We start from the raw sequence: 20,519 nt of genomic DNA, 5'->3' as shown, positions 1-20,519 counted from the left end.
CCGGGAGAAATAGGCAGAAATGCCCGGGAGCTGAGATCGTGCCGACGACACTCGCGCGCACCTTTGCGGCGTTGAGCGCCATCAACGAAGCGATTCTCTATGCGAAATCGCCGGACGAGCTGTACCAGAAGGTCTGCGACGCCGGGTTTTCGAGCGGGGATTTCTTGGCTGTCGCCGTGTTTCTGGTCGGACCGGACGACCGGCGACTCCATTTTGCGGCCGGCTGTGGCGACGACGTTGCGCGGCTGCGCTCGATCGAGATCACGACGGTTGCCGGCACACCCGAAGGCTCGGGCGTCGGCGGCGAGGCATTTCGAGATCAGAAGCTGTGCGTCAGCAACGATTATCTGAATGACCCCCGTTCGCTGGCGTGGCGCGCGGGTGCCGCTTCGGCCGCCATTGGCGCGGCTGCGGCGCTGCCGCTGCTCTGCAACGGCAAGAGTGTCGGCGTGCTCTACGTGACCCGCCGCGAAGCCGGCTCGCTGAACGAGCAGATGGTGTCGCTGTTCGGGCGCATGTCGGCCAACATTTCCTATGCGCTGGACAATTTCGCGCGCGAAACCGCGCGGCAGACCAGCGAACGGGCGACGCGGCGACTCAACCGCATGTTCGGCGCCATCAGCGCCACCAACGAAGCCATCCTGCGCGCCAAAACCGAGCAGGAGCTTTATCAGCTCGTGTGTGACGCCTCCGTTCACGGGGGCAAATCGCTGGCGACGATCGTGTTGCTCCGCGAACCGGATTCGCATTGGATGAGTCCGGTCGCGTCCACCGGCCAGAACCTCGCACTGATCACCCAGGCGCGCTATTCGATCGATCCGGAGAATCCCTACGGCAAGGGAATATCCGGCGAGGTGTTCCGGACGCAGAAGGCCATCGTCGAGGACGATCTCGCCAGCCGCACCAGAGGCTCGCCGTGGGAGCAGGCCAACGTCAACACCGGCGTTGCCGCCTGCGTGGTCGCGCCGCTGATCAGGCACGGTGAAAGTGTCGGCGTGCTCTTGTTCTTCATCAGCCGCTCCTGGGCCAAGGACGAGGAGATCGTCGCGCTCCTGCTGCGTATGGCGGAGAACGTCTCGTTCGCGATCGATAATTTTGGCCGCGAGTCCGAGAAGGCCAAAATCGCCGCCGAAGAGGAACGGCTGGCACGCATGTATGCGGCGCTAAGCGCCACCAACGAGGCGATCCTGCGGGCGCGGTCGCGCGCCGATCTGTTCGACCTCGTTTGCGAGGCGACGGCGAAGGGCGCCAAGTTCACTTCGGCCAACATCGCACTGGTCGACCCTCACGCCGGGCTGCTGCGCGTCGTCGCCTGTTACGGACCTAACGCCGATCAGGTTCGCAACTTCAAATTCTCGATCTCCGAGGAGGTGCCGGAAGGGCGCGGATTGACCGGCATCGCGTTCCGCACGCGCCAGCCCGCCGTCAGCAACGACGTGCTCGCCGACGAGCGCATCGCGCCGTGGCACGCCAGCGCCCGCCGCAACGGGATCGCGTCCTCCGCGGCGTTGCCGCTCTTCAACGGCGACCGTGTCGAAGGCGTGTTCCTGTTCAACTCTCCGGAGTGCGGCACGTTCACACCCGAATTCGTCGAATTGCTGCGCAAGCTCCAGGCCAACGTCGCCTTCGCACTGGAAGGCTTCGATCGCGCCGAGGAGAAGGCGCAGGTGGACAAGCAGCGCAATCGCCTGAGCGGAATGTTCGAAGCGCTCAGCGCAACCAATGAAGCGATCATGCGCGCCAAGACGCGCGAGGACCTGTTCGAGGCCGCGTGCCAGGCAGCTATTCTCGGCGACGTGTTCGCGTCGGCAACGATCGGGATCATCGACGCGGAAAACGAGCTCGTTCGCGTCGTCGCGGTGAAGGGGCGACTGCAGCAGCAAATGGTTGGACGGACCTGCAGCATTTCCGTCGACCATCCCGAAGGCGAGGGGATCATCGGCACCTCGCTCCGGACTCGCCGGCCCAGCGTCATGAACGACTATCTGAACGAGCCGCGGTCGGCATACTGGCGGGCGAAGGCGATCGAGGACGGAACGCGGGCCGCCGCCAGCTTCCCGCTTCTAAAGGCGGGCCAGGAGCCGATCGGCATCCTGCTTTTCCTCGCGCCCGAGGAGGACACATTCACGCCCGATCTGGTCGAACTGCTCGGGCGCCTTGCCGAAAACGTGTCCTTCGCGCTCGACAATTTCGACCGCGCCGAGGAGAAGGTCCGGACCGATGCCCAGAAGGAGCGCCTGACGCGCATGTTCGCGGCTCTGAGCGCGACCAACGAAGCGATCATGCGGGCGAAGTCGCGCGCCGAGCTGTTCGAGCTCGTCTGCCTTGCCGCGTCGAACGGCGCCAAGTTCACCTCGACCACGATCGCGCTGGCCAGGGCCGACAGCGACCAGCTGGAGATCGTGGCGAGCGCCGGGCCGTCTTCCGACACCACGCGCAACGTTCGCCTCTCCATCGACCCCGAGCGTCCCGAAGGACGCGGGATGAGCGGCACGGCGTTCCGCACGCGCCAGCCCTGCATCAGCAACGATTATCTCAACGACGATCGCGTCAGCGCATTCCACGCCGTTGTCCGCGGCGACGGGGCGCGATCGGGCGCGGCATTTCCGCTCATCGTGCACGACCAGGCCGTCGGCGTCATGATCTACATGTCGACCGAGCCGGCTACCTTCACGGCCGAGTTCGTCGAGCTGTTGCAGCGTCTGGCCGACAACGTATCCTTTGCGATGGAGAATTTCGATCGCGCCGACGAGAAGAACGAGGCGGACGAGCGGATCGAGTACCTCGCCTCGCATGACAGCCTGACCGACCTTCCGAATCGCGAGACCTTCAACGGGCTCTTGCGCGAGGCGATCGAAACGGCGGAGCGCCACGATCACCGTTTCGCGGTGCTGTTCATCGATCTCGACCGCTTCAAGGTCATCAACGATTCGCTCGGCCATGAGGCCGGCGACCTGCTCCTGCTCGAAGTGGCAAATCGCTTGCGCGGCGCGCTGCGGGAAAGCGACGTCGTGGCGCGCCTCGGCGGCGACGAGTTCGTGGTGATCCTCGACCAGTGCGGCGAGATCGACGACGTCCAGCGCATCGCGACCGGGCTGCTCGCTGCACTCGCCGAGCCCATGGAGCTGGCCGGACACGAGTGCCACACCACGGCTTCGATCGGTATCGCGATGTATCCGGCCAACGGCTCCGATGCGCAGACCCTGACCAAGAACGCCGACATGGCGATGTATCTCGCCAAGGAGGACGGCAAGAACGGCTACCGCTTCTTCTCCAAGGAAGTGACGACGCAGTCGATCGAGCGGCTGTCGCTGGAGAGCGCGCTGCGCCGCGCGCTGGAGCGCGAGCAGTTCTCGCTGAACTACCAGCCCAAGGTCGACATGGCGACTGGCCAGATCACCGGCGTGGAAGCGCTGCTGCGCTGGGCGCATCCCGATCTCGGCAACATCTCGCCGGCTCAGTTCATCCCGCTTGCGGAGGAGACCGGCCTGATCGTGCCGATCGGCCGCTGGGTGCTGAGGGAAGCCTGCGCGCAGGCCATGGCCTGGCAGCGCCGCGGCCTGTTGCCGTTGTCGATGGCGGTCAACCTGTCGCCGCGGCAGTTCGCCGACGAGCATCTGTTGCAGGACGTCGACGAGGCGCTGGCGGCCAGCGGCATGTCGCCGGTGCTGCTCCAGCTCGAGGTCACCGAGAGCATGATGATGCGCAATGTCGGCCGCGCGCTCAAGGTGCTCGATGCCATCCAGAGCCGCGGCATCCGCCTCGCCATCGACGATTTCGGCACCGGCTATTCGTCGATGTCGCTGATGAAGCACTTCCCGATCGACACGATCAAGATCGACCGCTCCTTCGTACGGGACCTGCCGCAGGATTCGGAGGACCAGGCGATCGCACAGGCCATCATCAGCATGGGCAAGGCGCTCGGCATGACCGTCGTCGCCGAAGGCGTCGAGAACGCCGAGCAGGAGGCGTTCCTGCGCACCCATGGCTGCGACGAGATGCAGGGCTTCCTGATCTCGAAGCCGCTGCCAGCCAAGCAGATGGCCGGGCTGTTGCGACCGATGGTCCTGCCTATCGCGCCGCCGCTCCAGCCGGAGCCGGACGTTGCGGCCATGGAAGCTGCAGCGTCACGGCTGAAACGCGCTGTCGTCTGACGGCTGCGGGTGCAGCTCGCGGGCGTCGTGTTCCCCGCCCTCGGCCTTGCTCGGAAAATCCTGCGGTCCCGTCAGCGATGTCTGTTCGACGAACAGCGCGAGAATCGTGTGCGCGCCATCGGCGAAGCTCGCGCCCTCGTTCAAACCGAGTTCGGCGCACCATGCGCAGCTCATCGGCTCCCGGTCATCGAACACTGCCATCGCGGGTCCCCACCACCAGGCGGGCGCAGGCGAGCGCTCGTCCGCGGGCACAATGTGCCAGCGGGCAAACTCCTCCATCACGCGCTCGAACTCCAGGCGTGCGGCCTGATGCATTCGTTCCATGCTCCCAGGAATCCGCGACCGATGACGGGCCTTCGCGCCGAAATGATCGTGACCTGACGCTCGGAAAAATCGGCTCGCGCATTCGGACGAGCCAGGCATGCCGGCATCGTCGCCGGCAGCGAAGGCCCAGTCTAGCCGTTCACGCCGCCGCTGAGCAAGGCGCGGGTGCCCCGATTGCCTAACGCGGTCTGAACGGATGCGCCTTCTGGTGCCAGGCCCAGGCGGTGCGGATGACCGTAGCCAGGTCGGAATGGCCAGGCACAAAGTTCAGCACCTTTCGCGCAGCGGAGGGATCCGCAACCAGATAGGTCGGATCGCCGGCGCGGCGCGGCTTGATGGTATGCGGCACCTCGCGGCCGGTCTCCTGCCTGATCGCGTTCAGGATCTCGCGCACGGAAAAGCCGGAGCCGGTGCCGAGATTGAAGCTGCCGCCGGCATGCCCCTCTTCCAGGAGCTTCAGGGCCGCGACATGCGCCGCGGCGAGGTCGGTGACGTGGATGTAGTCGCGGATCGCGGTTCCGTCGGGCGTGTCGTAGTCGTCGCCGAACACCGCGAAGTCGACATGGCCCTGCAGCGCCATCATGGCCCGGGGAATGAGATGGGTTTCATTGTCGCGCAGCTCGCCGATGCCGCCGGCCGGATCGGCGCCGCTGGCGTTGAAATAGCGCAGGCAGAACGCGCCGAAGCCGTAGGCCGAGCGGTAATCGGCGAGCATCCGCTCGATCATCCATTTTGACGCGCCATAGGGGTTGATCGGAACGCAGGGAAAGTCTTCCGGCAGCTCCTTGGAATCGGCATTGCCGTAGACGGCGCCGGTCGAGGAGAACACGATGCGATGGCAGCCTGCGTTGCGCATCGCCTGCAGCAGCGACAGCGTGCCCTGAACGTTGTTGATGTAGTATTTCTGCGGATCGGTCATGGACTCGCCGACCAGGCTGGCCGCCGCGAAATGCATCACCGCCGTGATTTTGTGGTCGGCGAAGGCGCGTGCCAGCGCCGTGCCGTCGAGCAGATCGCCCGTCACCAGGGGGCCGGCAACGAAGCTGCGATGACCTGTCGAGAGATTGTCATAAACGACGGGCTGGTAGCCGGCGGCGGTCAATGCGCGGCAGGCATGCGAGCCAATGTAGCCCGCGCCCCCAGTGACGAGGACAGTCGGTCGGTCGGTCATATCGTCTTATGCTCTTCTCTTAGCGGAGTGGTCGGTTGCGGCTGAAGAGAAGATAGAGCGCGCGGGGGTTGGTGGTCAAATAGCGCCAGAACAGGCGGCGCGGCTCGAGCAAGGTGCGCCACGCCCATTCGAGTCCGACCTTCTGCATCCATTGCGGCGCGCGGGAACGGCTGCCCGACAAAAAGTTGAAGAGGCCGCCCGATGTCTTGATAACGCCAACATTGGTGAGGTACGGCGTGAACTCTTCCACGAATGCCTGCTCGTTGGGCACGCCGAGCGCGACCCACAGATAGTCCGGCGCAAGCGCATTGATCTCCTCGACCTTGGCGCGCAGCGCCTCGCCTCGCAGATAGCCATGGCTGCGCCCGATGATCTTGAGGTCCGGGTACAGCTTCTGGACGTTCTCGACGGCCACGATGTTTTCGGCCTCGCTGGCGCCGAACATGTAGAAGGTGCGGCCGACCGCCTCCGCCTTGCGCGCGACGACGTGGAACAGGTCCGTGGTCGCGACGCGCTCGGGCAGGGGAAACCAGGATTGCAGCCTCGAGGCCGCCACCAGCGGCTGGCCGTCGGCATTGATCAGGTCGGCGGCGCGGAACAGGCGCTCGGTCTGCGGTTCCGTCGAGCAGCGCGCCAGCACCTCGCCATTGGCCGAGGTCATGAACAGCGGACGTCCGATGCGATTGTCGGGATCGGTCGCCTCGATCATGAAATCGGCGGTCGCTTCGAGATCGATCGCGGCCATGCGGAGCCCGCCGACGGTGATTCGCGGCACGTCGGCCGTTGCTGCCCGTCCGTCGAGGTTGACGCGACGCTCAAGCATATTGTCTGCCTCGCTGGCGCGTTTGGATTGCAGGGGTGAGCTCGTCCAGCACGACGCCGACGAGCTTGCGCTCGGCGCGGCCCAGCGCGGTCAGGATCTCTTCCAGGCTGTCATTGATGTCGAGGCTGGTTGGCAGCACCGCCACCAGCGCGTCGGTGTCCTCGAGCAGCTTGCGGCCGCCGGCCGAGAGCGGCATCGCGGGGCCGTCGAGGATCACGAGGTCATAGCCGCCTGCGGCGCGCGCCTGCGCAATCGCCTTGCGGATCGCGTCGGCAGCCTTGCCGGCATCACCCTCGCCGGCCGGCAGCACCGAAATGCCGTTGACCGTCTTGATCTCGCGTGCGGCCTTGCTGCCGATCGAGAGCCAGCCGAGCCTGCTCGGCTCGCTCTTGCCGGGGCGGCTGACCTTGTTCGAGAGCGCGTGGGCCAGATGGTCGGCATCGATCATCAGCACGCGGGCGCCGTCGCGCGCCGCAGCGAGCGCGAAATTCAGCGCGATCACGCTGCGTCCGGTGGTGTCGCCGGCGCCGACCAGCGCGATGACCGGCATCGTCTTGTCGCCGGCGCGCCGGGCCACGGCAGCTCGCATATCGCGCCAGGCGTTGAGCAGTTTCGTCAGGGGAAAGCCGGGCCGCAACGTCGGCCAGCCCAGCCGGGTGAGGTCGACGCCGCCGCCGGTGGCGAGAATGGCTCCGAGCGTGTGGATGACGTCGGCCTCCTGGAGGCGCGCGATCAGCGGCTTTTCGATCAGGGGCTTTTCGACCATCGCAGGCTGCAGCGATGGCGCGGCAAGTTCGGGCAGGGCCTGCGCCACTTCCTGAGGTCGCGAGACCTGCGGAGGCTGCGGAGCTTCCGGAGCCGGCAAAGCCTCGGAAGGGCGCGTTCTCTCCGGTGCCGGCTTGCGCTCACGGCGGGCCGGTGCGGGCGCCGGTGCGCCGACGAGCAGGAGTTCGACCGCGGCGAACCAGCTTGACGCCGCGAGCGCGCCGAAGACGAAGCCGATCATGGCGAACAGGCTCATGGCGGGCGGGAATGAGCGCCGCTGCGGCACCGTCGCTTCGCCGATGACGCGGGCCGCCGAGGTGTTCAGCGTCTCCTGCTCCTCGGTCTCGCGCGAGCGCTTGAGGAAGGATTGATAGACGTCGCGGCTGGCATCGGCCTCGCGCTCGAGTTCGCGCAGGCGGACGGCGGCCTGGCTGAGCTGCACGCTCTGCCGCTTCTGCGCTTCCATCGCCCGGTTCAGCGAGGCCTCATAGTCGCGAGCGCGCGTCAGATCGTTCTTGGCCGACTGGGCGAAGCGATCGATCTCCTCGCTGATGGTGCGCTTGAGATCCTCGACCTGCTTCTCGGTCTGGCGCAGCGCCGGATGGCGCGGCCCGAGCTCGCCGGCCTGCTCAGCATATTTCTTGCGGGCATCGGCATATTGCGCGCGCAAATTCGCGATCGTCGGCGATTGCAGCGCTTCCGGGATCGCGCCGGCATCGGCAGCGGTACGGCGGCTCGCCTCGATCTGATCGAGCCGCGCCTGCGCATCCATCGTCGCCGCGCGGGCTGCGGAAAGCCGCTGGTTGCTGGCGGAAAGCTGCTGATCGCTGATCAGTGCATCCTGAGTGCCGACGAAATTGTTCTGGGCCTTGTAGGTCGCGAGCGCGGTCTCGGCGTTGCGCAGCCGCTCGCGCAGCTCCTTGAGGCGGCCGGAGAGATCGTTGGTGGCGCGCCGTGCGGCCGAAGCCTGTGAGTTGCGGGATTCGGTGAGGTAGGCATTGGTCAGCGTGTTGGCGAGCATCGCCGCTTTCGCCGGATCCGTCGACCAGACCTCGATGTCGACGATGAAGCTCTTCTCGGTCTTGCGGATCGTGATGTGCCGGTTCAGCGCCTCGAGCGCCGCAAGCTGCACTTCCTTGTTGTCCGCCGCGGAGGGAGCGCGGGGCTGCAGGCCGATCAGGCCGAGCAGCGGCGACATCAGGCTCTGGCCGTCGCTGCCGCCGCCGAATTCCGCGTCCTTGTCGAGACCCGCCTGCTGGATCACCTTGAGCAGCACGCTGTTGGAGGTGATCAGCCGCGCCTGGCTCTCCACCACCATGGACATGCCGGAGACGTCCTGCGCGCGCGGCGTGAGCTCACGATCGACGAGCTGAAGCTCGCGCGGATCGACATAGAGCTGGGCGGTGGCGGTGTAGCGGGGCGTCAGGCTCTTGCCCACGGTAACGGCAAGAGTTGCGCCGAGCAGGGCAGCCGCGGCAATCGCGACCTTGCGCCGCCAGAGCAGATTGGCGAGCTCCAGCACGTTGAAGCCGGCCTGGGGCCGTTGTTGCGGCGACTCCGGTCCGGCCCGATCTATCGGCTGGTTATAGTCAAGCATGATCCCCAGCTTTCATTCCAACTGCCGCAGGCTGAGGGGCTACTCTTCGCTCTACGCCATGCACCCGGGATATAGGTGCCCAATCAACGCAACAGGGAAAATTAACCATACTCATTGAGGGACTATTCACCGAAATGGCAAACAAAGCGTTTAAGCGCATGCCACTCCGCAGTGCGTCCTCGTGACGCCAGCGACGCCGGGGCTCCCTTGAGATTAACAGTTCGTTACCGCGCACGGCTTGGCCGCGAGGCTCGGCTTGTTCTGCAATGAGCCGCGCGCGCGCCATGACCGTCAGCTCTTCCGCAGGATGACGTGATAGTCGCCGCGACGGACGTCGGTCCCACGCGAGAGCATGGTATTCAGCACGGCCGCGCCGGCGTCCACGAGCGCCGCGAACAGCGGCTTGCGCCGGCGCATCTCGGGATAGCGCGGACTTTCGACCTCGCGGCGGTAGATCATCTCAAGGCCGTTGGCAGCCGCGAAGGCTTCGAGCCGGGGCAGCGTCACCAGCGGATGGAAGAAGGTCGGGAATGGCGGCTCACCGGGCATGCCGGCATCCTTGATGCCGCGGATGTGCCGGTAGAACCAGACGTGAAACCAGTGCGGCGAGTATTTGGTGACGATTCCGGAGAGCGAGCGGGGATTGGGCGCGCCGATCAGGATCAGCCCGCCGCGCTTGAGCGCATCGCGGAAGTTCAGGAGCGCGGCGTCGACATGGGGCAGATGCTCGATCACGTTGTAGCAGATCACGAGATCGAAGGTCTCGCGTCCGAAGCGATAGGTCTGCACGTCGCCGAGGATCGCCTCATCCGCGTAGGTGTTGTTGCGGACCTGGTCCTCGTCGATGTCGACGACGGTGACCTTGCTGCGTCCAGGCAATTCCGGCGGCAGGACGCTGCACGAGCCGCCGCCGGCTTCATAGATGGCGAGCTGGCCTTGCGGCAGTTCACGGCGCAGCACGTCGTGAACTGCGAGCAGGCTGTCGCGGGCTTCGCCGGGGACGAGATCGTGAAGTGCCTGGACGGGGGCCGCGGCCGCGGGAATCTGGATCGCCGTGGCTGTCGCAAAATCGATCGTGGCTGGCTTGTTCATATTTTCTGACCGCGCTTGTTCTATTCAAATTTACAGGAAAAATATCGCGAGCCCGAAGAGCAAATCCGATGCCGCGCCGTCTCACCGGTCGCAGTGCTTACGGTCGGGTTAATGCGCATGCGCATTAACTACGGCATTGTTCATGTTGGGTCTTCGTCGGCGCATGGACCGCGAATTGCAGTACCACATGCGCATGATTTCGCGGGAGAAACAGACGAAAGCAGTTAAACGCATGATGTTGTCTTGGGACCGCCGGGAGACCCGCGTGAGGCGCCATCAACTGGCCGTTCGTTTTGGGACGCATCTGTCCCGCGACGATGTGCCGTCGCGGGACGTACGAATGAAGCAGGGCTTTTTCAATATATCTCGGACATCTAGAACGTCATGACATTGATCCCGACAGACCTGTCTGCCACGCGTATCTCGGATGCCGTGCGCGATCCCAACCGGGAGATCGCGGCGAGCTCCGGGGTCATCGACCTGTCGGTCGGTATCGTCGTCTGCATTCCCTGCTTTCGCCGGCCGGAGCACCTGCGGCTGACGCTGGAGTCGCTGGCGAACCAGCGGACCCCGCGGTCCTTTGCCGTCGTCATGGTCGAGAACGATGCCACGCAGCGCGAGAGCGCGCCGGTTGCCGCGGAATTTCTGGCCGCCGGCAGGCTGCAGGGCGTCTGCCTTGTCGAGAAGCGGCAGGGCAATTGCCAGGCCATCAATGCTGCGTTCGAGACGGCGCAGGCACTGTTTCCTGCCGCAACCCGCTTCCTGATGATCGATGACGACGAGATCGCATCAAGCGACTGGCTCGAGCTGATGGTCCGTACCGCGGAGGCGACTGGCGCCGACGTGGTCGGCGGGCCGGTGCTGCCGATGTTCGACGATGACAGCAAGCCGTGGCTTTCGCGTCATCCCGCCTTTTGTCCCGCCTACGACTATTCCGGCGCTGTGCCGCTGATCTATGGCTGCGGCAATTGTCTGATCACGCGCGCCGCCTTCGAGCGGTTCGACCGTCCCGCGTTCGACCTGCGCTTCAATTTCCTCGGCGGCGGCGATTGTGATTTCTTCGTGCGGTGCCGTGATGCCGGCATGATCTTCCACTGGACGGCGGAGGCCGTCATCACCGAGACCGTGCCGCAAAGCCGCACCAGCCTCGGCTGGATCGCCAAGCGTGGCCTGCGCATCGGCGCGATCAATTACCGCGTGCAGTACAAGGCCGCGCAGGGCGCGGCGGCGCGAGCGGGGGTGTTCGCGCAGATGCTCGGGCGATTGCCGCTCTCGCTGGTTCGGTCCGCAGGTTTGTTGACGTCGTCGAAGGCCGTCGTCGCGATGCATCCGGTGATGGTCGCGCTCGGCTCGATGCTCGCGGCATTCGGGATCGAGCCGAAGCCCTATGAGGCCTCGAAGATCGTGTCGTGACGATTAGATGCCGAAACGGGCGAGGGCGGTCCTGGCCGCGGCGCGCGGCAACGCCTTGAGCGAGCGCCGGCCGACCATTCCGAGATAGCCAAAAGCCTGGCGATATCGGCCGAAGCGAACCGCCTGCATCGCCGAATAGGTGATGAGATGAAGTTCGGCGGCGAGGCGCAGTCCGGCCGCCATGCCCTCGGGCAGGCGTGCCAGGATCAGTCCGTCGTCGAATACCCTCGCGATGGCAGGGAAGAAGTCCTTCGGCGTCCGCACCGCCGCGTTCATGGTGTTGGCGGTGTGCAGGCGATAATCGAGCAGCAGTTTTGGCGCGAACTCGAACTCGCCGATTGCGGCGAGGCGACACCAGCAGTGCCAGTCCTCACAATAGCGCAGCGATGTGTCGAAACCGCCGATGGCCCGGAAAGCTTCCGCGCGTGCCAGCGCAATACCGCCATTGACGATGAAATTGCCGGCGGCGAGCCGCGTCAGCACGTCGCCGGACGGCTTCCGGCGCCCTTTCAGCAGGCCGCGCCGGCCGATCTGGTGTCCCTCGCTGTCGATCGTGTTGTAATCGCCATAGACGAGCACCGCCCGCGGAGCCCCGCGTGCCGCCTCCAGCAGTGCCGCCACTGCGCCGGGGCGAAGGCGGTCGTCGGCATCGAGGAACAGCAGCCATTCGCCGCGGGCATATCGCGCACCGAGATTGCGCGCGGCCGACACGCCGGCGGAATCATTCGTCATCAGGCGCAGCCGCGGATCGCGAATGCCGCGGACGATGGCGGTGGTGTCGTCGGTCGAGCCGTCGTCCACGACGATCACTTCGCCCACCTCGCCCTGCGCCAGTGCGCTGGCGAGGGTTTCGCCGACATAGGCCGCAACGTTCTTGGCGGGAATGACGACGGACACCGACGAGGTCGAGCTCGACGGCAGGGGCTGGCGTCCCGCCGGAACGAGGCGCGTGGTGGCCGGCAAATCGAGAACGTCTTCGGCGGTGATCTGAGCCACGGCTCGCCTTTAAGAGTCTGTTAACCAGGACGCATGCGCTGAATGGATGATGCGATTGATCGCAGCATGGGCATGCCCAGCGAATGATACTCGCATTACAGCCTGATCGTTGCCGGGAAGGCCTGCGCGGCGCCGGTTTCGTCAATTAGCGTTAAGCCGCTGGCATTAAGCCTGTGGCAAATTTGGAAGAGAGTGACAGCCGGTCCCATGCGAGAATGCGCATCCGGTTGCCGCGGATGGAATCCAGTGCCCGCAAAGACATTCGAACACGACCCAGATGCGATGATCCTCAACCTCTTCTATGAGGACAAGGACGATCGCTGGTTTCCCGGCGACCGGCATCTGCGGCGCATGGCGCGCCGCTTGCTGCTCGGCGAGCCGCGCATGAGCGGCCAGCTTCGCGTGTTCCTCAATCTCTGTGCGGGGCTCGACCGGCTCGGCATCCGCTACCGCGTCAACGACTACGGCTACATCGCGCGGCATCCCGAAGAGCTGGCCTGCATCGTCGGCCGCACCTTCCTGCTCGACAAGTTCGCGTGGAAGAACCCGATCCTGCTCGGCGTCGCCGCCCACAATCATCCGCTCGACGATCCTGATTTGTTCAAGCGGCTGCCGGTGAAGAAAGTCGTGGTACCCGGCCCCTGGTACGTGGACATGTACCGGCCGTACTGGCCCGAGACGGAGGCCTGGCCGGTCGGTATCGACACCGATCTATGGGCGCCGTCGCAGGCCTCGCAGAAGGCCGTCGACGTGCTGATCTACGACAAGGTCCACTGGGATCGCGAGCGTTTTGCGCCGGAGTTGATCGAACCCGTCCGCGCCCGCCTGCGAAAAGAGGGGCGCTCCTTCGCGGAGCTGCGCTATGGCAGCTACAAGGAGGAAGATTATCAGGCGGCGCTGGCGGCCTCGCGCGCGATGATCTTCCTGTGTCAGAACGAGAGCCAGGGCATCGCCTATCAGCAGGCCTTGTCTTGCGGCGTGCCGGTATTCGCCTGGGATCCGGGCGGCCCGTGGCGAGACCCCGATTACTATCCGCACCGCGTGCAGTTCGCGCCGGTGTCGTCGGTGCCGTATTGGGATGAGCGCTGCGGTGCCAAATTCGTCGACGTCGCCGGGTTCGAGGCGGGGTGGGACGACTTCTGGGAAGGGTGCGCTGCGGGCGTGTTCGATCCGCGCGGCTATGTCCTGGACAGCCTCACGCTGGAGCAACGGGCGCTGCAATATTACGAGATCGCGCGGAGCATCGTGCGGCAGCCGGCGGCGTCGCAGGCCCCCGCTAACCCGGTCGATGGACGCTCGATGGGGTTAAGCCACGACCTGGAGCTTCCCCGGCGTCACCAGGTGTCCTGAACCATGGACCGCAGCGCCGCCGACACCACCGGCCTCGAGGCCCGATCGTTGGGTCGCGCCTTCCGCGACGGCCTGGCGGAGCTGAATGCCGTGCAGGCGGCGCGCTGCCTGGTCGCCGTCGCCTCGCTGCTGCTGGTGCTGGTGACGCTCGATCCGTTCCCGGACCTGCGCAATCCCGATGTCACCACCGTCGTCGGCGGACGGATGGCGCTGGCCTATGTTTCCTGGGAACTGCTCGCTGCGGTCGCGGTGCTGCTCGTCGCCACCACGGATGCGCCGGCGCTGAAGACCCTGGTGACGCCGCTTCATCTCTGCCTCGTGGGCTGGTTGGTGATCAACATCGTCCTCTCTGAGAGCCGCGGCGTTTCGATCCAGCGCTTCGTGCTCGCCGCCAGCGTGACATCGCTCGCCGTCCTGCTGCCCTTGCTGCCGCCGAGGCAGCGCAGCTTCAATCTGTGCCTGGGTGCTGCCGCGCTGGTGCTGCTCGCGCTCTGCTATCTCGGTGTCTTCCTCGCGCCGCACTATTCGATCCATACCGCGTTCGATATCGGCGAGCCGCAGCTTGCCGGCGACTGGCGCGGCAGTTTTGGCCATAAGAACATCGCCTCGCCCGTGATGACCATCCTGGTCTATGTCGGCATCTACCTGACCGCCGTCGGCTCGTTCGTGATGGGACCGGCGATCGCCGCGCTGGCCGGCATCTTCCTGATCTTCACCGGCGGCAAGACCTCGACGGTGCTGTGCCTTGCGATCTACGCGCTCGCGTCGCTGGTCTACGTGACGCCAAGCCTGTGGCTGAAGCGGATCATCTGCTTCGTGCCGCTGATCGTGATGAACCTGCTGACGGTCGGCAGTGTCTTGAGCCCGGCGTTGGGAGCGATGACGCGCTTGCTGCCGCTCGATCCGACCTTCACCGGCCGCTCCGCGATCTGGGAGTTCGCGCTCGCGGCCGTCGCCGAGAAGCCGATCATCGGTCACGGCTATGCGGCCTTCTGGGATGATGTCACCGCACGGCAGACCGCCCAGGGCGCCGAATGGGCGACGTCGGCGGCGCACAGCCACAACAGCTATCTCGACCTCGCGGTCACCATCGGTCTGCCGGGGCTGCTGCTCGTGATTCTCGTGTTCGTGCTCGCACCGCTCGGCAATTTCCAGTCAGCCCAGGCTCACAGCCGCAGTGGGGCGCTGGCAAAGCTGTTCCTGACCGTGTGGCTGTTCGGCCTGTACTACGGCGCGACGGAGACCTTCCTGCTCGAACGGCAAAATCCGATCTGGTTCATGTTCGCGCTCGCGGTGGCGGGCCTGCATTTCCTCGCCAGGTTCCAATGCGTCGAGCCGATGGAACCGGAGCGCTGACAGCTTGTCGCAGCCGGGGCGATGGTGGCATCGGCTTAACGATTGAGCGGCTACGTCTCTTGTGATGTGCGACAAACATAATCTATCTCGAAACATTCAGTAATCGTATGCCCCGCAGATGACGTTCCTCAGCGTCGAGCAACCAGATGGCCTCGTGTCCAGCACGTCGAACGTCGCTGTCGATTTCGTGCGTGACTGGCGGCAGGCCGCGTCGCGTCTGAACGCCGGGCATCGCACCGCATTCCAGCATGGTTACTGGCTCGATGCATGGTATGAGGCGTTTCACGATTTTGCGCCGCTGATCGCGATGATCTCGGATGCCGCCACCGGCAAGGATATCGCGGTCGTGCCGATGGTCAGCCACATCAGGCGCGGCATCCGCATCGTCGAATTCGCAGATCTCGGCGTCTCCGACAACAACGCGCCGATCCTGGCGCTCGATGCCGCGTTGGACGCGGCGGCGATGGATGCGATCGGCGGGGCACTGGTCGAGGCGATGCGCGCCTTGCCGGATCGCTTCGACTTGCTTCGCCTGAGGAAGATGCCGGCCCAGGTCGGCGGCAAGCCGAATCCGCTGGTGTCGCTCGGGCGGATCGGATCCTCATCGCTCAACGGCAATGTCGTGCTGCTGGGCGACGACTATGAGGACTACCAGGCCTCGATCAAGCGCATGCAGATGCCGCGTTGCTGGCGCGTCTTCAGCCGGCACGAAGGAGCGCGGTTCGAGATCGCCGCGGACGTTGCGCGCGCGCATGAGCTCCTTGACGTGACGGATGTCCAGCAGCAGGCGCGCATGCGTCAGCTCGGCTCGCGGTTCGTCCTCAACGACGACGCCCATGCGCGGTTTTACCGCGAGGTCGCCCGCCAGGGCGTCGCGGAAGGTTATGCGGTCGTCACAGCGCTCGTCTGCGATAAGGGTATTGTCGCCACCGCGTTCGGCGTCAGATCCGGCGCGACCTACTACCTCTTGCGCATCAGCCACGCCGGCAATTCATGGTCGAGCTGCTCGCCGGGGCTGCTCGTCGCCGAGCGCACGATGGCGGCGCTGCATGCAGAGGGCGTGCGCCGTTTCGACCTCAGCATCGGCAACCAGGATTACAAGCGGCGCTTCGGTGCCGAGAGGGTGCCGCTGACCGACGTCAGCATCGCGCTGTCCTGGCGCGGCGTTCCTTTCGCATGGCGCGACCATGCCGCGCAGGGCCTGCGCCGCCATCCCGCGGCGGCCGCCCTTGCGGCGCGCGCCATGGGCAAGGGAACACGCTGAAGCGGCACTCCCGACGGGAATGCCGCGACGCATCGGCGCTACCGATCAGCCATGGAGCTCAGCCGTGGAGCTTCCTGGCGGTCTCCGCGATCTGGCGTCCCTGATAGCGCGCGCCGGCGAGCTCGTTGGCGCTGGGCTGGCGACTGCCGTCGCCGCCGGTGATCGTGGTGGCGCCGTAGGGTGCGCCGCCGGTGACCTCGTCGAGCTTCATCTGGCCGGCGAAGCCGTAGTTCATGCCGACCACGACCATGCCGAAATGCAGGAGGTTGGTGATGATCGAGAACAGCGTCGTCTCCTGGCCGCCATGCTGGGTCGCGGTGGACGTGAAGGCGCCGCCGACCTTGCCGTGCAGCGCGCCCTTGGCCCAGAGCCCGCCGGCCTGATCGAGGAAGTTCGCCATCTGCGAGGCCATGCGGCCGAAGCGGGTGCCGGTGCCGACGATGATCGCATCGTAATTGGCGAGATCCTCAATCTTGGCGACGGGGGCGGCCTGATCGACCTTGTAATAGGAGGCTTTCGCGACCTCGGCCGGCACCAGCTCCGGCACGCGCTTGACGTCGACGGTGGCGCCGGCCTCGCGCGCGCCTTCGGCGACGGCGTTGGCCATCGCTTCGATATGGCCATAGGCGGAATAATAGAGGACGAGAACTTTGGTCATGGTGGTCTCCGTTGGGGGGATTAGTTTGAATGGTTGCTTGAGGCGTGGATGGCCGGGACATAGCCTGGCGGAAGCGACGCCGTCCTTCAGACGGCTATGCCCGGCCATGACGGAGAGAGCGGTTACGCCGCGTCGACGAGCACGAGCTCGGTGTCCTCGAGCGCGGTGATCTTCAGCCGCTCCTCGTTGCGGATCGCGGCGCCGTCGCGGGCGTTGACGCGCACGCCGTTGATCTCGACTGAACCTGCCGCAGGCACCAGGTAGAGATGCCGCGCCTTCTGCGGCGCGTACTCCGCGCTCTCGCCGGCCTTCAGCGTAGTTGCGAGCACCCGCGCATCGGCGCGGATCGGCAGCGCGTCTGCATCGTCATCGAAGCCGCTCGCGATGGTGACGAGCTTGCCGGAGCGATCCGCTTTCGGAAACGGCTTCGAACCCCAGGTCGGCTGTCCGCCGCGCGTCGTCGGCTCGATCCAGATCTGGAAGATCCGCGTCTGGGTCGGCTCCAGATTGTACTCGGAGTGGCGGATGCCGCTGCCCGCGCTCATCACCTGCACGTCGCCCGCTTCAGTGCGGCCTTCGTTGCCGAGGCTGTCCTGGTGCGTGATCGCGCCCTCGCGCACATAGGTGATGATCTCCATGTTGGCGTGGGGATGAGCGGGAAAGCCGGTGTTGGGCGCGATCTCGTCGTCGTTCCACACCCGCAATGCGCCGTGACCCATGTTGTTCGGGTCGTAATGGCCAGCGAAGGAGAAGTGATGCTTGGCCTTGAGCCAGCCGTGATCGGCGCCGCCGAGCTTATTGAAAGGTCTGAGTTCGATCATTTGCGTAATTCCTGTGTGGGTGGTTGGCGCCTCGATCAGGCGCCGAACCCGCCGTCGACGTTGAGCACCGTGCCGGTGACGAAGGAGGCGTCCGGGCTTGCGAGGAAGACGATGCCGGCGGCGACTTCCTCCGGACGGCCGAAGCGTTGCAATGCGTGCTGCTTGCGCTGGGTCTCGGCGAACTCGCCGCCATCCTTCGGGTTCATGTCGGTGTCGATCGAGCCGGGCTGCACCACGTTCACGGTGATGCCGCGCGGACCGAGGTCGCGTGCCGCGCCCTTGGTGTAACCAACCACGGCGGCTTTGGTGGCGACGTAGTCGGCAAGCCCAGGGAACGAGGCGCGGTCGGCGAGCATGGAGCCGACGGTGACGATGCGGCCGCCTTCACCCATCAGCTGCGAGGCGGCGCGGATCGCCGCGATCACGCCGTGCACGTTGACTTGATCCTGGCGGGCGAGGGCATCCGTGTCGGCATTGGCCTCGTCGATGGCACCGCCAGTGGCAACGCCGGCATTGTTGACGAGGATGTCGAGATGGCCGAATTCCTTGGCGACGTCGTTGACGAGCTGCGTGACGTCCTTGGCGGAAGCCTGGTCCGCCCTGAAAGCGCGGGCCCTGACGCCCTTGGCCTTCAACTCGGTGACGACGGCTTCCGCCTTGTCCGGCGAGGCCACGTAGCTGATGGCGACATCCGCGCCTTGGTCTGCGAGAGCGCGGGCAGAGGCCGCGCCGATGCCGCGCGAACCGCCGGTGACGAGGGCGACCTTGCCTGAGAGCTTCTTGGTCATTGGATTTCTCCATTGCGTAGGTTTGCGATTGACCCTTGGATAAGCCTCCGCTTGTGGTATAGAAATAGAAACTGTTGAAACGCATTGTTTCCATAGATGCCCCGATTGGATGGCCCTGATGGCAAAACTCCCTAATTTCGAGGCGCTCGCGATCTTTGCGAAAGTTGTGGAGTTACGGTCGTTTGCGGGGGCCGCGAGCGAGCTCGTCATGTCCAAGGCCACGGTGTCCAAGGCGGTGACACGGCTGGAGGAGCGGCTCGGCGCCCGGCTGTTCAACCGCACCTCACGCCGGCTTGCGCTGACCGATGCCGGGCACAAGCTCGCCGAGCGTGCGACGCGGCTGCTGACCGACGGCGAAGCGGCGGAGAACGAGGCGCTGGCGCAATCGGTGGCGCCGCGAGGCCTGGTGCGGCTCGCCGTGCCCATGACGTTCGGCATCAAGGCGGTGGCGCCGCTGCTGCCTGAGTTCTTCGAGGCCTATCCGGAAGTCTCGGTCGATCTGCATTTGAGCGATGCGACCGTCGACCTGATCGGCGAGGGTTTTGACATGGCGGTGCGGATCGCGCGGCTGCCGGACTCCTCGCTGATCGCGCGGCGGCTCTTCACCATGCCGCGCTTCACCGTGGCCGCGCCGTCCTATCTGAAGAAGCACGGCCGGCCGACGCATCCGATGCATCTGGCCGAGCACAAATGCTTCAGCTACGCCTATATGTCGACGCCCAACATCTGGCACTACACCAATTCCGCCGGCGAGCAGGCCAGCGTGCGCCCGGGTGGACAGCTCCGCGTCAACAACGGCGAAGCCGTGATGCCGGCGCTGATTGCGGGCCTCGGCATCGCCGAGCTGCCCGAGTTCATCGTTGGCGAAGCGATCTCATCGGGCGCCGTCGAAGTGATCCTGAAGGATTGGAAGCAGGCCGAAGGCGCCGTGCACCTGGTGACGCCGCCCGGCGGCCCGCGTCCCGCCCGCGTCGAAGCCCTCGGCGATTTCCTCGCGGCCAAGTTGCCGGGCACCTGCAAGCGGCGGACGCGCGGGAAGGTCAAGGCGTCGTAGGAAAGCGGGCGGCATCAATGACGGTGTTCGCCTACGCCACCTTCACGCCGTCGATCGCGACGATACGCAGGCTTGGCTTCAGCGTTTCTTCCAGCTGCGACTTCAATTCGTGAACGCGAGGGTCTCTCGAACGCTTCGCACAAACCGCATATTGATGGACCGATTGCGCCAATGCGCGGCGCGCTTCCGGCGTACGCGTCACTTCGGGCCTTGCAAGCCGCAGAACGATCGCGGCGAGATTCACCAGCATCTCGTCCAGGGCGACATCGATGGTTCCAATGTTTGGCATCACGAACTCCCTCAAGAGGGCAACAGCGGCTCCAGGCATGCGTTCCGGGCTCGGCCGAACATGGCTAACGCTTCGTAAAGATCTTGTTCTTGCCGATCGCGGCGCTAGGCTGGGTGCGAAACAAGAAAATTCGGGAGAGGGACCTGCCATGGATCGACGCGACGTCCTGCGCGCCGCTGCTGCACTGCCGTTGCTGCGCGCTGCGTTACCCGGACCGGCCTCTGCGCAAACCTACCCCGCCCGCAACATCACCATGATCGTGCCGTTTCCCGCGGGCGGACAGGCCGATCTCGCCGCGCGGCCGGTGGCGATGGCGCTGGAGCGGATCCTCGGCAAGGCCGTCATCGTCGACAACCGTGCCGGAGGCGGCGGCGGCTCGGTCGGCAATGCCGCGGCGGCACGCGCCGAGCCCGATGGCTACACGCTGCTGATGACGCTGTCCTCGCTCGCGGTGCTCCCCGAGGCCGACCGGCTGTTCGACCGTCCCGCCGCCTACGAGGTCTCGCAGTTCATGCCGATCGCGCGCGTGCTCGCCGATCCCACGCTGCTGGCGGTGCCGGCCTCCGCGCCATGGAAAACGGCGCAGGATTTCGTCGAGGACGCG

Annotated in this window: 17 protein-coding genes; 7 read left to right on the top strand and 10 right to left on the bottom strand. The window is 65.6% G+C overall.

The window, feature by feature from the left end; genetic code table 11:
- Positions 1–38 precede the first annotated feature (38 nt).
- Positions 39–4,154 (top strand): bifunctional diguanylate cyclase/phosphodiesterase, encoded by a 4,116-nt coding sequence (locus IC66_RS0110160; RefSeq protein ID WP_038947536.1) that lies wholly within the window; start codon positions 39–41, stop codon positions 4,152–4,154.
- Here IC66_RS0110160 and IC66_RS0110155 read toward each other — a convergent pair.
- The 5 genes from IC66_RS0110155 to IC66_RS0110135 form a co-directional block, all read right to left on the bottom strand.
- Positions 4,128–4,469: a hypothetical protein gene (locus IC66_RS0110155; protein ID WP_038947535.1), complete on the bottom strand. Its 342-nt coding sequence runs from the start codon at positions 4,467–4,469 to the stop codon at positions 4,128–4,130. The two genes, IC66_RS0110160 and IC66_RS0110155, sit on opposite strands and share 27 nt — an antisense overlap.
- A 187-nt stretch (positions 4,470–4,656) precedes the next feature.
- Positions 4,657–5,649: a UDP-glucose 4-epimerase GalE gene (gene galE / locus IC66_RS0110150; RefSeq protein ID WP_028140058.1), complete on the bottom strand. Its 993-nt coding sequence runs from the start codon at positions 5,647–5,649 to the stop codon at positions 4,657–4,659.
- Between the two features lie 19 nt (positions 5,650–5,668).
- On the bottom strand, positions 5,669–6,472 hold the full coding sequence (locus IC66_RS0110145) for a WecB/TagA/CpsF family glycosyltransferase (protein ID WP_038947534.1): 804 nt from the start codon (positions 6,470–6,472) through the stop codon (positions 5,669–5,671).
- Positions 6,465–8,834 (bottom strand): exopolysaccharide transport family protein, encoded by a 2,370-nt coding sequence (locus IC66_RS0110140; RefSeq protein WP_038947533.1) that lies wholly within the window; start codon positions 8,832–8,834, stop codon positions 6,465–6,467. The genes IC66_RS0110145 and IC66_RS0110140 overlap by 8 nt, the downstream gene beginning before the upstream one ends.
- A gap of 291 nt (positions 8,835–9,125) precedes the next feature.
- Positions 9,126–9,926, bottom strand: a complete 801-nt coding sequence (locus IC66_RS0110135; protein ID WP_028140061.1) for a class I SAM-dependent methyltransferase — start codon at positions 9,924–9,926, stop codon at positions 9,126–9,128.
- Positions 9,927–10,310: 384 nt separating this feature from the next.
- On the opposite strand from IC66_RS0110135, the gene IC66_RS0110125 reads away from it, so the two are divergent.
- Complete coding sequence (locus tag IC66_RS0110125) at positions 10,311–11,339, top strand: glycosyltransferase family 2 protein (protein ID WP_028140063.1); 1,029 nt, start codon at positions 10,311–10,313, stop codon at positions 11,337–11,339.
- Positions 11,340–11,342: 3 nt separating this feature from the next.
- Here the strand turns inward: IC66_RS0110125 and IC66_RS0110120 are convergent, their stop codons facing one another.
- Positions 11,343–12,335 (bottom strand): glycosyltransferase, encoded by a 993-nt coding sequence (locus IC66_RS0110120; RefSeq protein WP_038947531.1) that lies wholly within the window; start codon positions 12,333–12,335, stop codon positions 11,343–11,345.
- Between the two features lie 246 nt (positions 12,336–12,581).
- On the opposite strand from IC66_RS0110120, the gene IC66_RS0110110 reads away from it, so the two are divergent.
- The 3 genes from IC66_RS0110110 (at position 12,582) to IC66_RS47085 (ending at position 16,305) form a co-directional block, all read left to right on the top strand.
- Positions 12,582–13,685: a glycosyltransferase gene (locus tag IC66_RS0110110; protein ID WP_038947530.1), complete on the top strand. Its 1,104-nt coding sequence runs from the start codon at positions 12,582–12,584 to the stop codon at positions 13,683–13,685.
- Positions 13,686–13,688: 3 nt separating this feature from the next.
- Entirely contained in the window at positions 13,689–15,041 is a 1,353-nt protein-coding gene (locus IC66_RS0110105; protein WP_038947529.1) for an O-antigen ligase family protein, read from the top strand.
- 118 nt (positions 15,042–15,159) lie between these two features.
- Complete coding sequence (locus tag IC66_RS47085; RefSeq protein WP_028140066.1) at positions 15,160–16,305, top strand: GNAT family N-acetyltransferase; 1,146 nt, start codon at positions 15,160–15,162, stop codon at positions 16,303–16,305.
- A 58-nt stretch (positions 16,306–16,363) separates the two neighbouring features.
- Here the strand turns inward: IC66_RS47085 and wrbA are convergent, their stop codons facing one another.
- The 3 genes from wrbA to IC66_RS0110085 form a co-directional block, all read right to left on the bottom strand.
- A complete protein-coding gene (gene wrbA, locus IC66_RS0110095) occupies positions 16,364–16,963 on the bottom strand; it encodes an NAD(P)H:quinone oxidoreductase (RefSeq protein WP_038947528.1) in 600 nt (199 codons plus the stop codon).
- Between the two features lie 122 nt (positions 16,964–17,085).
- Entirely contained in the window at positions 17,086–17,784 is a 699-nt protein-coding gene (locus IC66_RS0110090) for a pirin family protein (RefSeq protein ID WP_038947527.1), read from the bottom strand.
- 35 nt (positions 17,785–17,819) lie between these two features.
- Positions 17,820–18,572, bottom strand: a complete 753-nt coding sequence (locus tag IC66_RS0110085) for an SDR family NAD(P)-dependent oxidoreductase (RefSeq protein WP_038947526.1) — start codon at positions 18,570–18,572, stop codon at positions 17,820–17,822.
- 118 nt (positions 18,573–18,690) lie between these two features.
- Here IC66_RS0110085 and IC66_RS0110080 point away from each other — a divergent pair, with 118 nt between their 5' ends.
- Complete coding sequence (locus tag IC66_RS0110080) at positions 18,691–19,626, top strand: LysR family transcriptional regulator (RefSeq protein ID WP_038947525.1); 936 nt, start codon at positions 18,691–18,693, stop codon at positions 19,624–19,626.
- Positions 19,627–19,657: 31 nt separating this feature from the next.
- Here IC66_RS0110080 and IC66_RS0110075 read toward each other — a convergent pair whose 3' ends face one another.
- Positions 19,658–19,915 (bottom strand): hypothetical protein, encoded by a 258-nt coding sequence (locus tag IC66_RS0110075; RefSeq protein ID WP_038947524.1) that lies wholly within the window; start codon positions 19,913–19,915, stop codon positions 19,658–19,660.
- Positions 19,916–20,063: 148 nt separating this feature from the next.
- On the opposite strand from IC66_RS0110075, the gene IC66_RS0110070 reads away from it, so the two are divergent.
- On the top strand, positions 20,064–20,519 hold a 456-nt coding region (locus IC66_RS0110070; protein WP_038947523.1), incomplete at its 3' end, for a tripartite tricarboxylate transporter substrate-binding protein.

This window comes from Bradyrhizobium genomosp. III (assembly GCF_000261705.1).
Lineage (GTDB): Bacteria > Pseudomonadota > Alphaproteobacteria > Rhizobiales > Xanthobacteraceae > Bradyrhizobium > Bradyrhizobium ottawaense.
The sequence above is the reverse complement of the archived record's forward strand: the minus strand, read 5'-3'. Positions and strand labels throughout refer to the sequence as shown.

Excerpts from the sequence above, each read along its gene's own strand:
- IC66_RS0110155 (WP_038947535.1), bottom strand. The coding sequence starts at position 4,469 with ATGCATCAGGCCGCACGCCTGGAGTTCGAGCGCGTGATGGAGGAGTTT.
- galE (WP_028140058.1), bottom strand. The coding sequence starts at position 5,649 with ATGACCGACCGACCGACTGTCCTCGTCACTGGGGGCGCGGGCTACATT.
- IC66_RS0110145 (WP_038947534.1), bottom strand. The coding sequence starts at position 6,472 with ATGCTTGAGCGTCGCGTCAACCTCGACGGACGGGCAGCAACGGCCGAC.
- IC66_RS0110140 (WP_038947533.1), bottom strand. The coding sequence starts at position 8,834 with ATGCTTGACTATAACCAGCCGATAGATCGGGCCGGACCGGAGTCGCCG.
- IC66_RS0110135 (WP_028140061.1), bottom strand. The coding sequence starts at position 9,926 with ATGAACAAGCCAGCCACGATCGATTTTGCGACAGCCACGGCGATCCAG.
- IC66_RS0110125 (WP_028140063.1), top strand. The coding sequence starts at position 10,311 with ATGACATTGATCCCGACAGACCTGTCTGCCACGCGTATCTCGGATGCC.
- IC66_RS0110105 (WP_038947529.1), top strand. The coding sequence starts at position 13,689 with ATGGACCGCAGCGCCGCCGACACCACCGGCCTCGAGGCCCGATCGTTG.
- IC66_RS47085 (WP_028140066.1), top strand. The coding sequence starts at position 15,160 with ATGACGTTCCTCAGCGTCGAGCAACCAGATGGCCTCGTGTCCAGCACG.
- wrbA (WP_038947528.1), bottom strand. The coding sequence starts at position 16,963 with ATGACCAAAGTTCTCGTCCTCTATTATTCCGCCTATGGCCATATCGAA.
- IC66_RS0110090 (WP_038947527.1), bottom strand. The coding sequence starts at position 17,784 with ATGATCGAACTCAGACCTTTCAATAAGCTCGGCGGCGCCGATCACGGC.
- IC66_RS0110085 (WP_038947526.1), bottom strand. The coding sequence starts at position 18,572 with ATGACCAAGAAGCTCTCAGGCAAGGTCGCCCTCGTCACCGGCGGTTCG.
- IC66_RS0110080 (WP_038947525.1), top strand. The coding sequence starts at position 18,691 with ATGGCAAAACTCCCTAATTTCGAGGCGCTCGCGATCTTTGCGAAAGTT.
- IC66_RS0110075 (WP_038947524.1), bottom strand. The coding sequence starts at position 19,915 with ATGCCAAACATTGGAACCATCGATGTCGCCCTGGACGAGATGCTGGTG.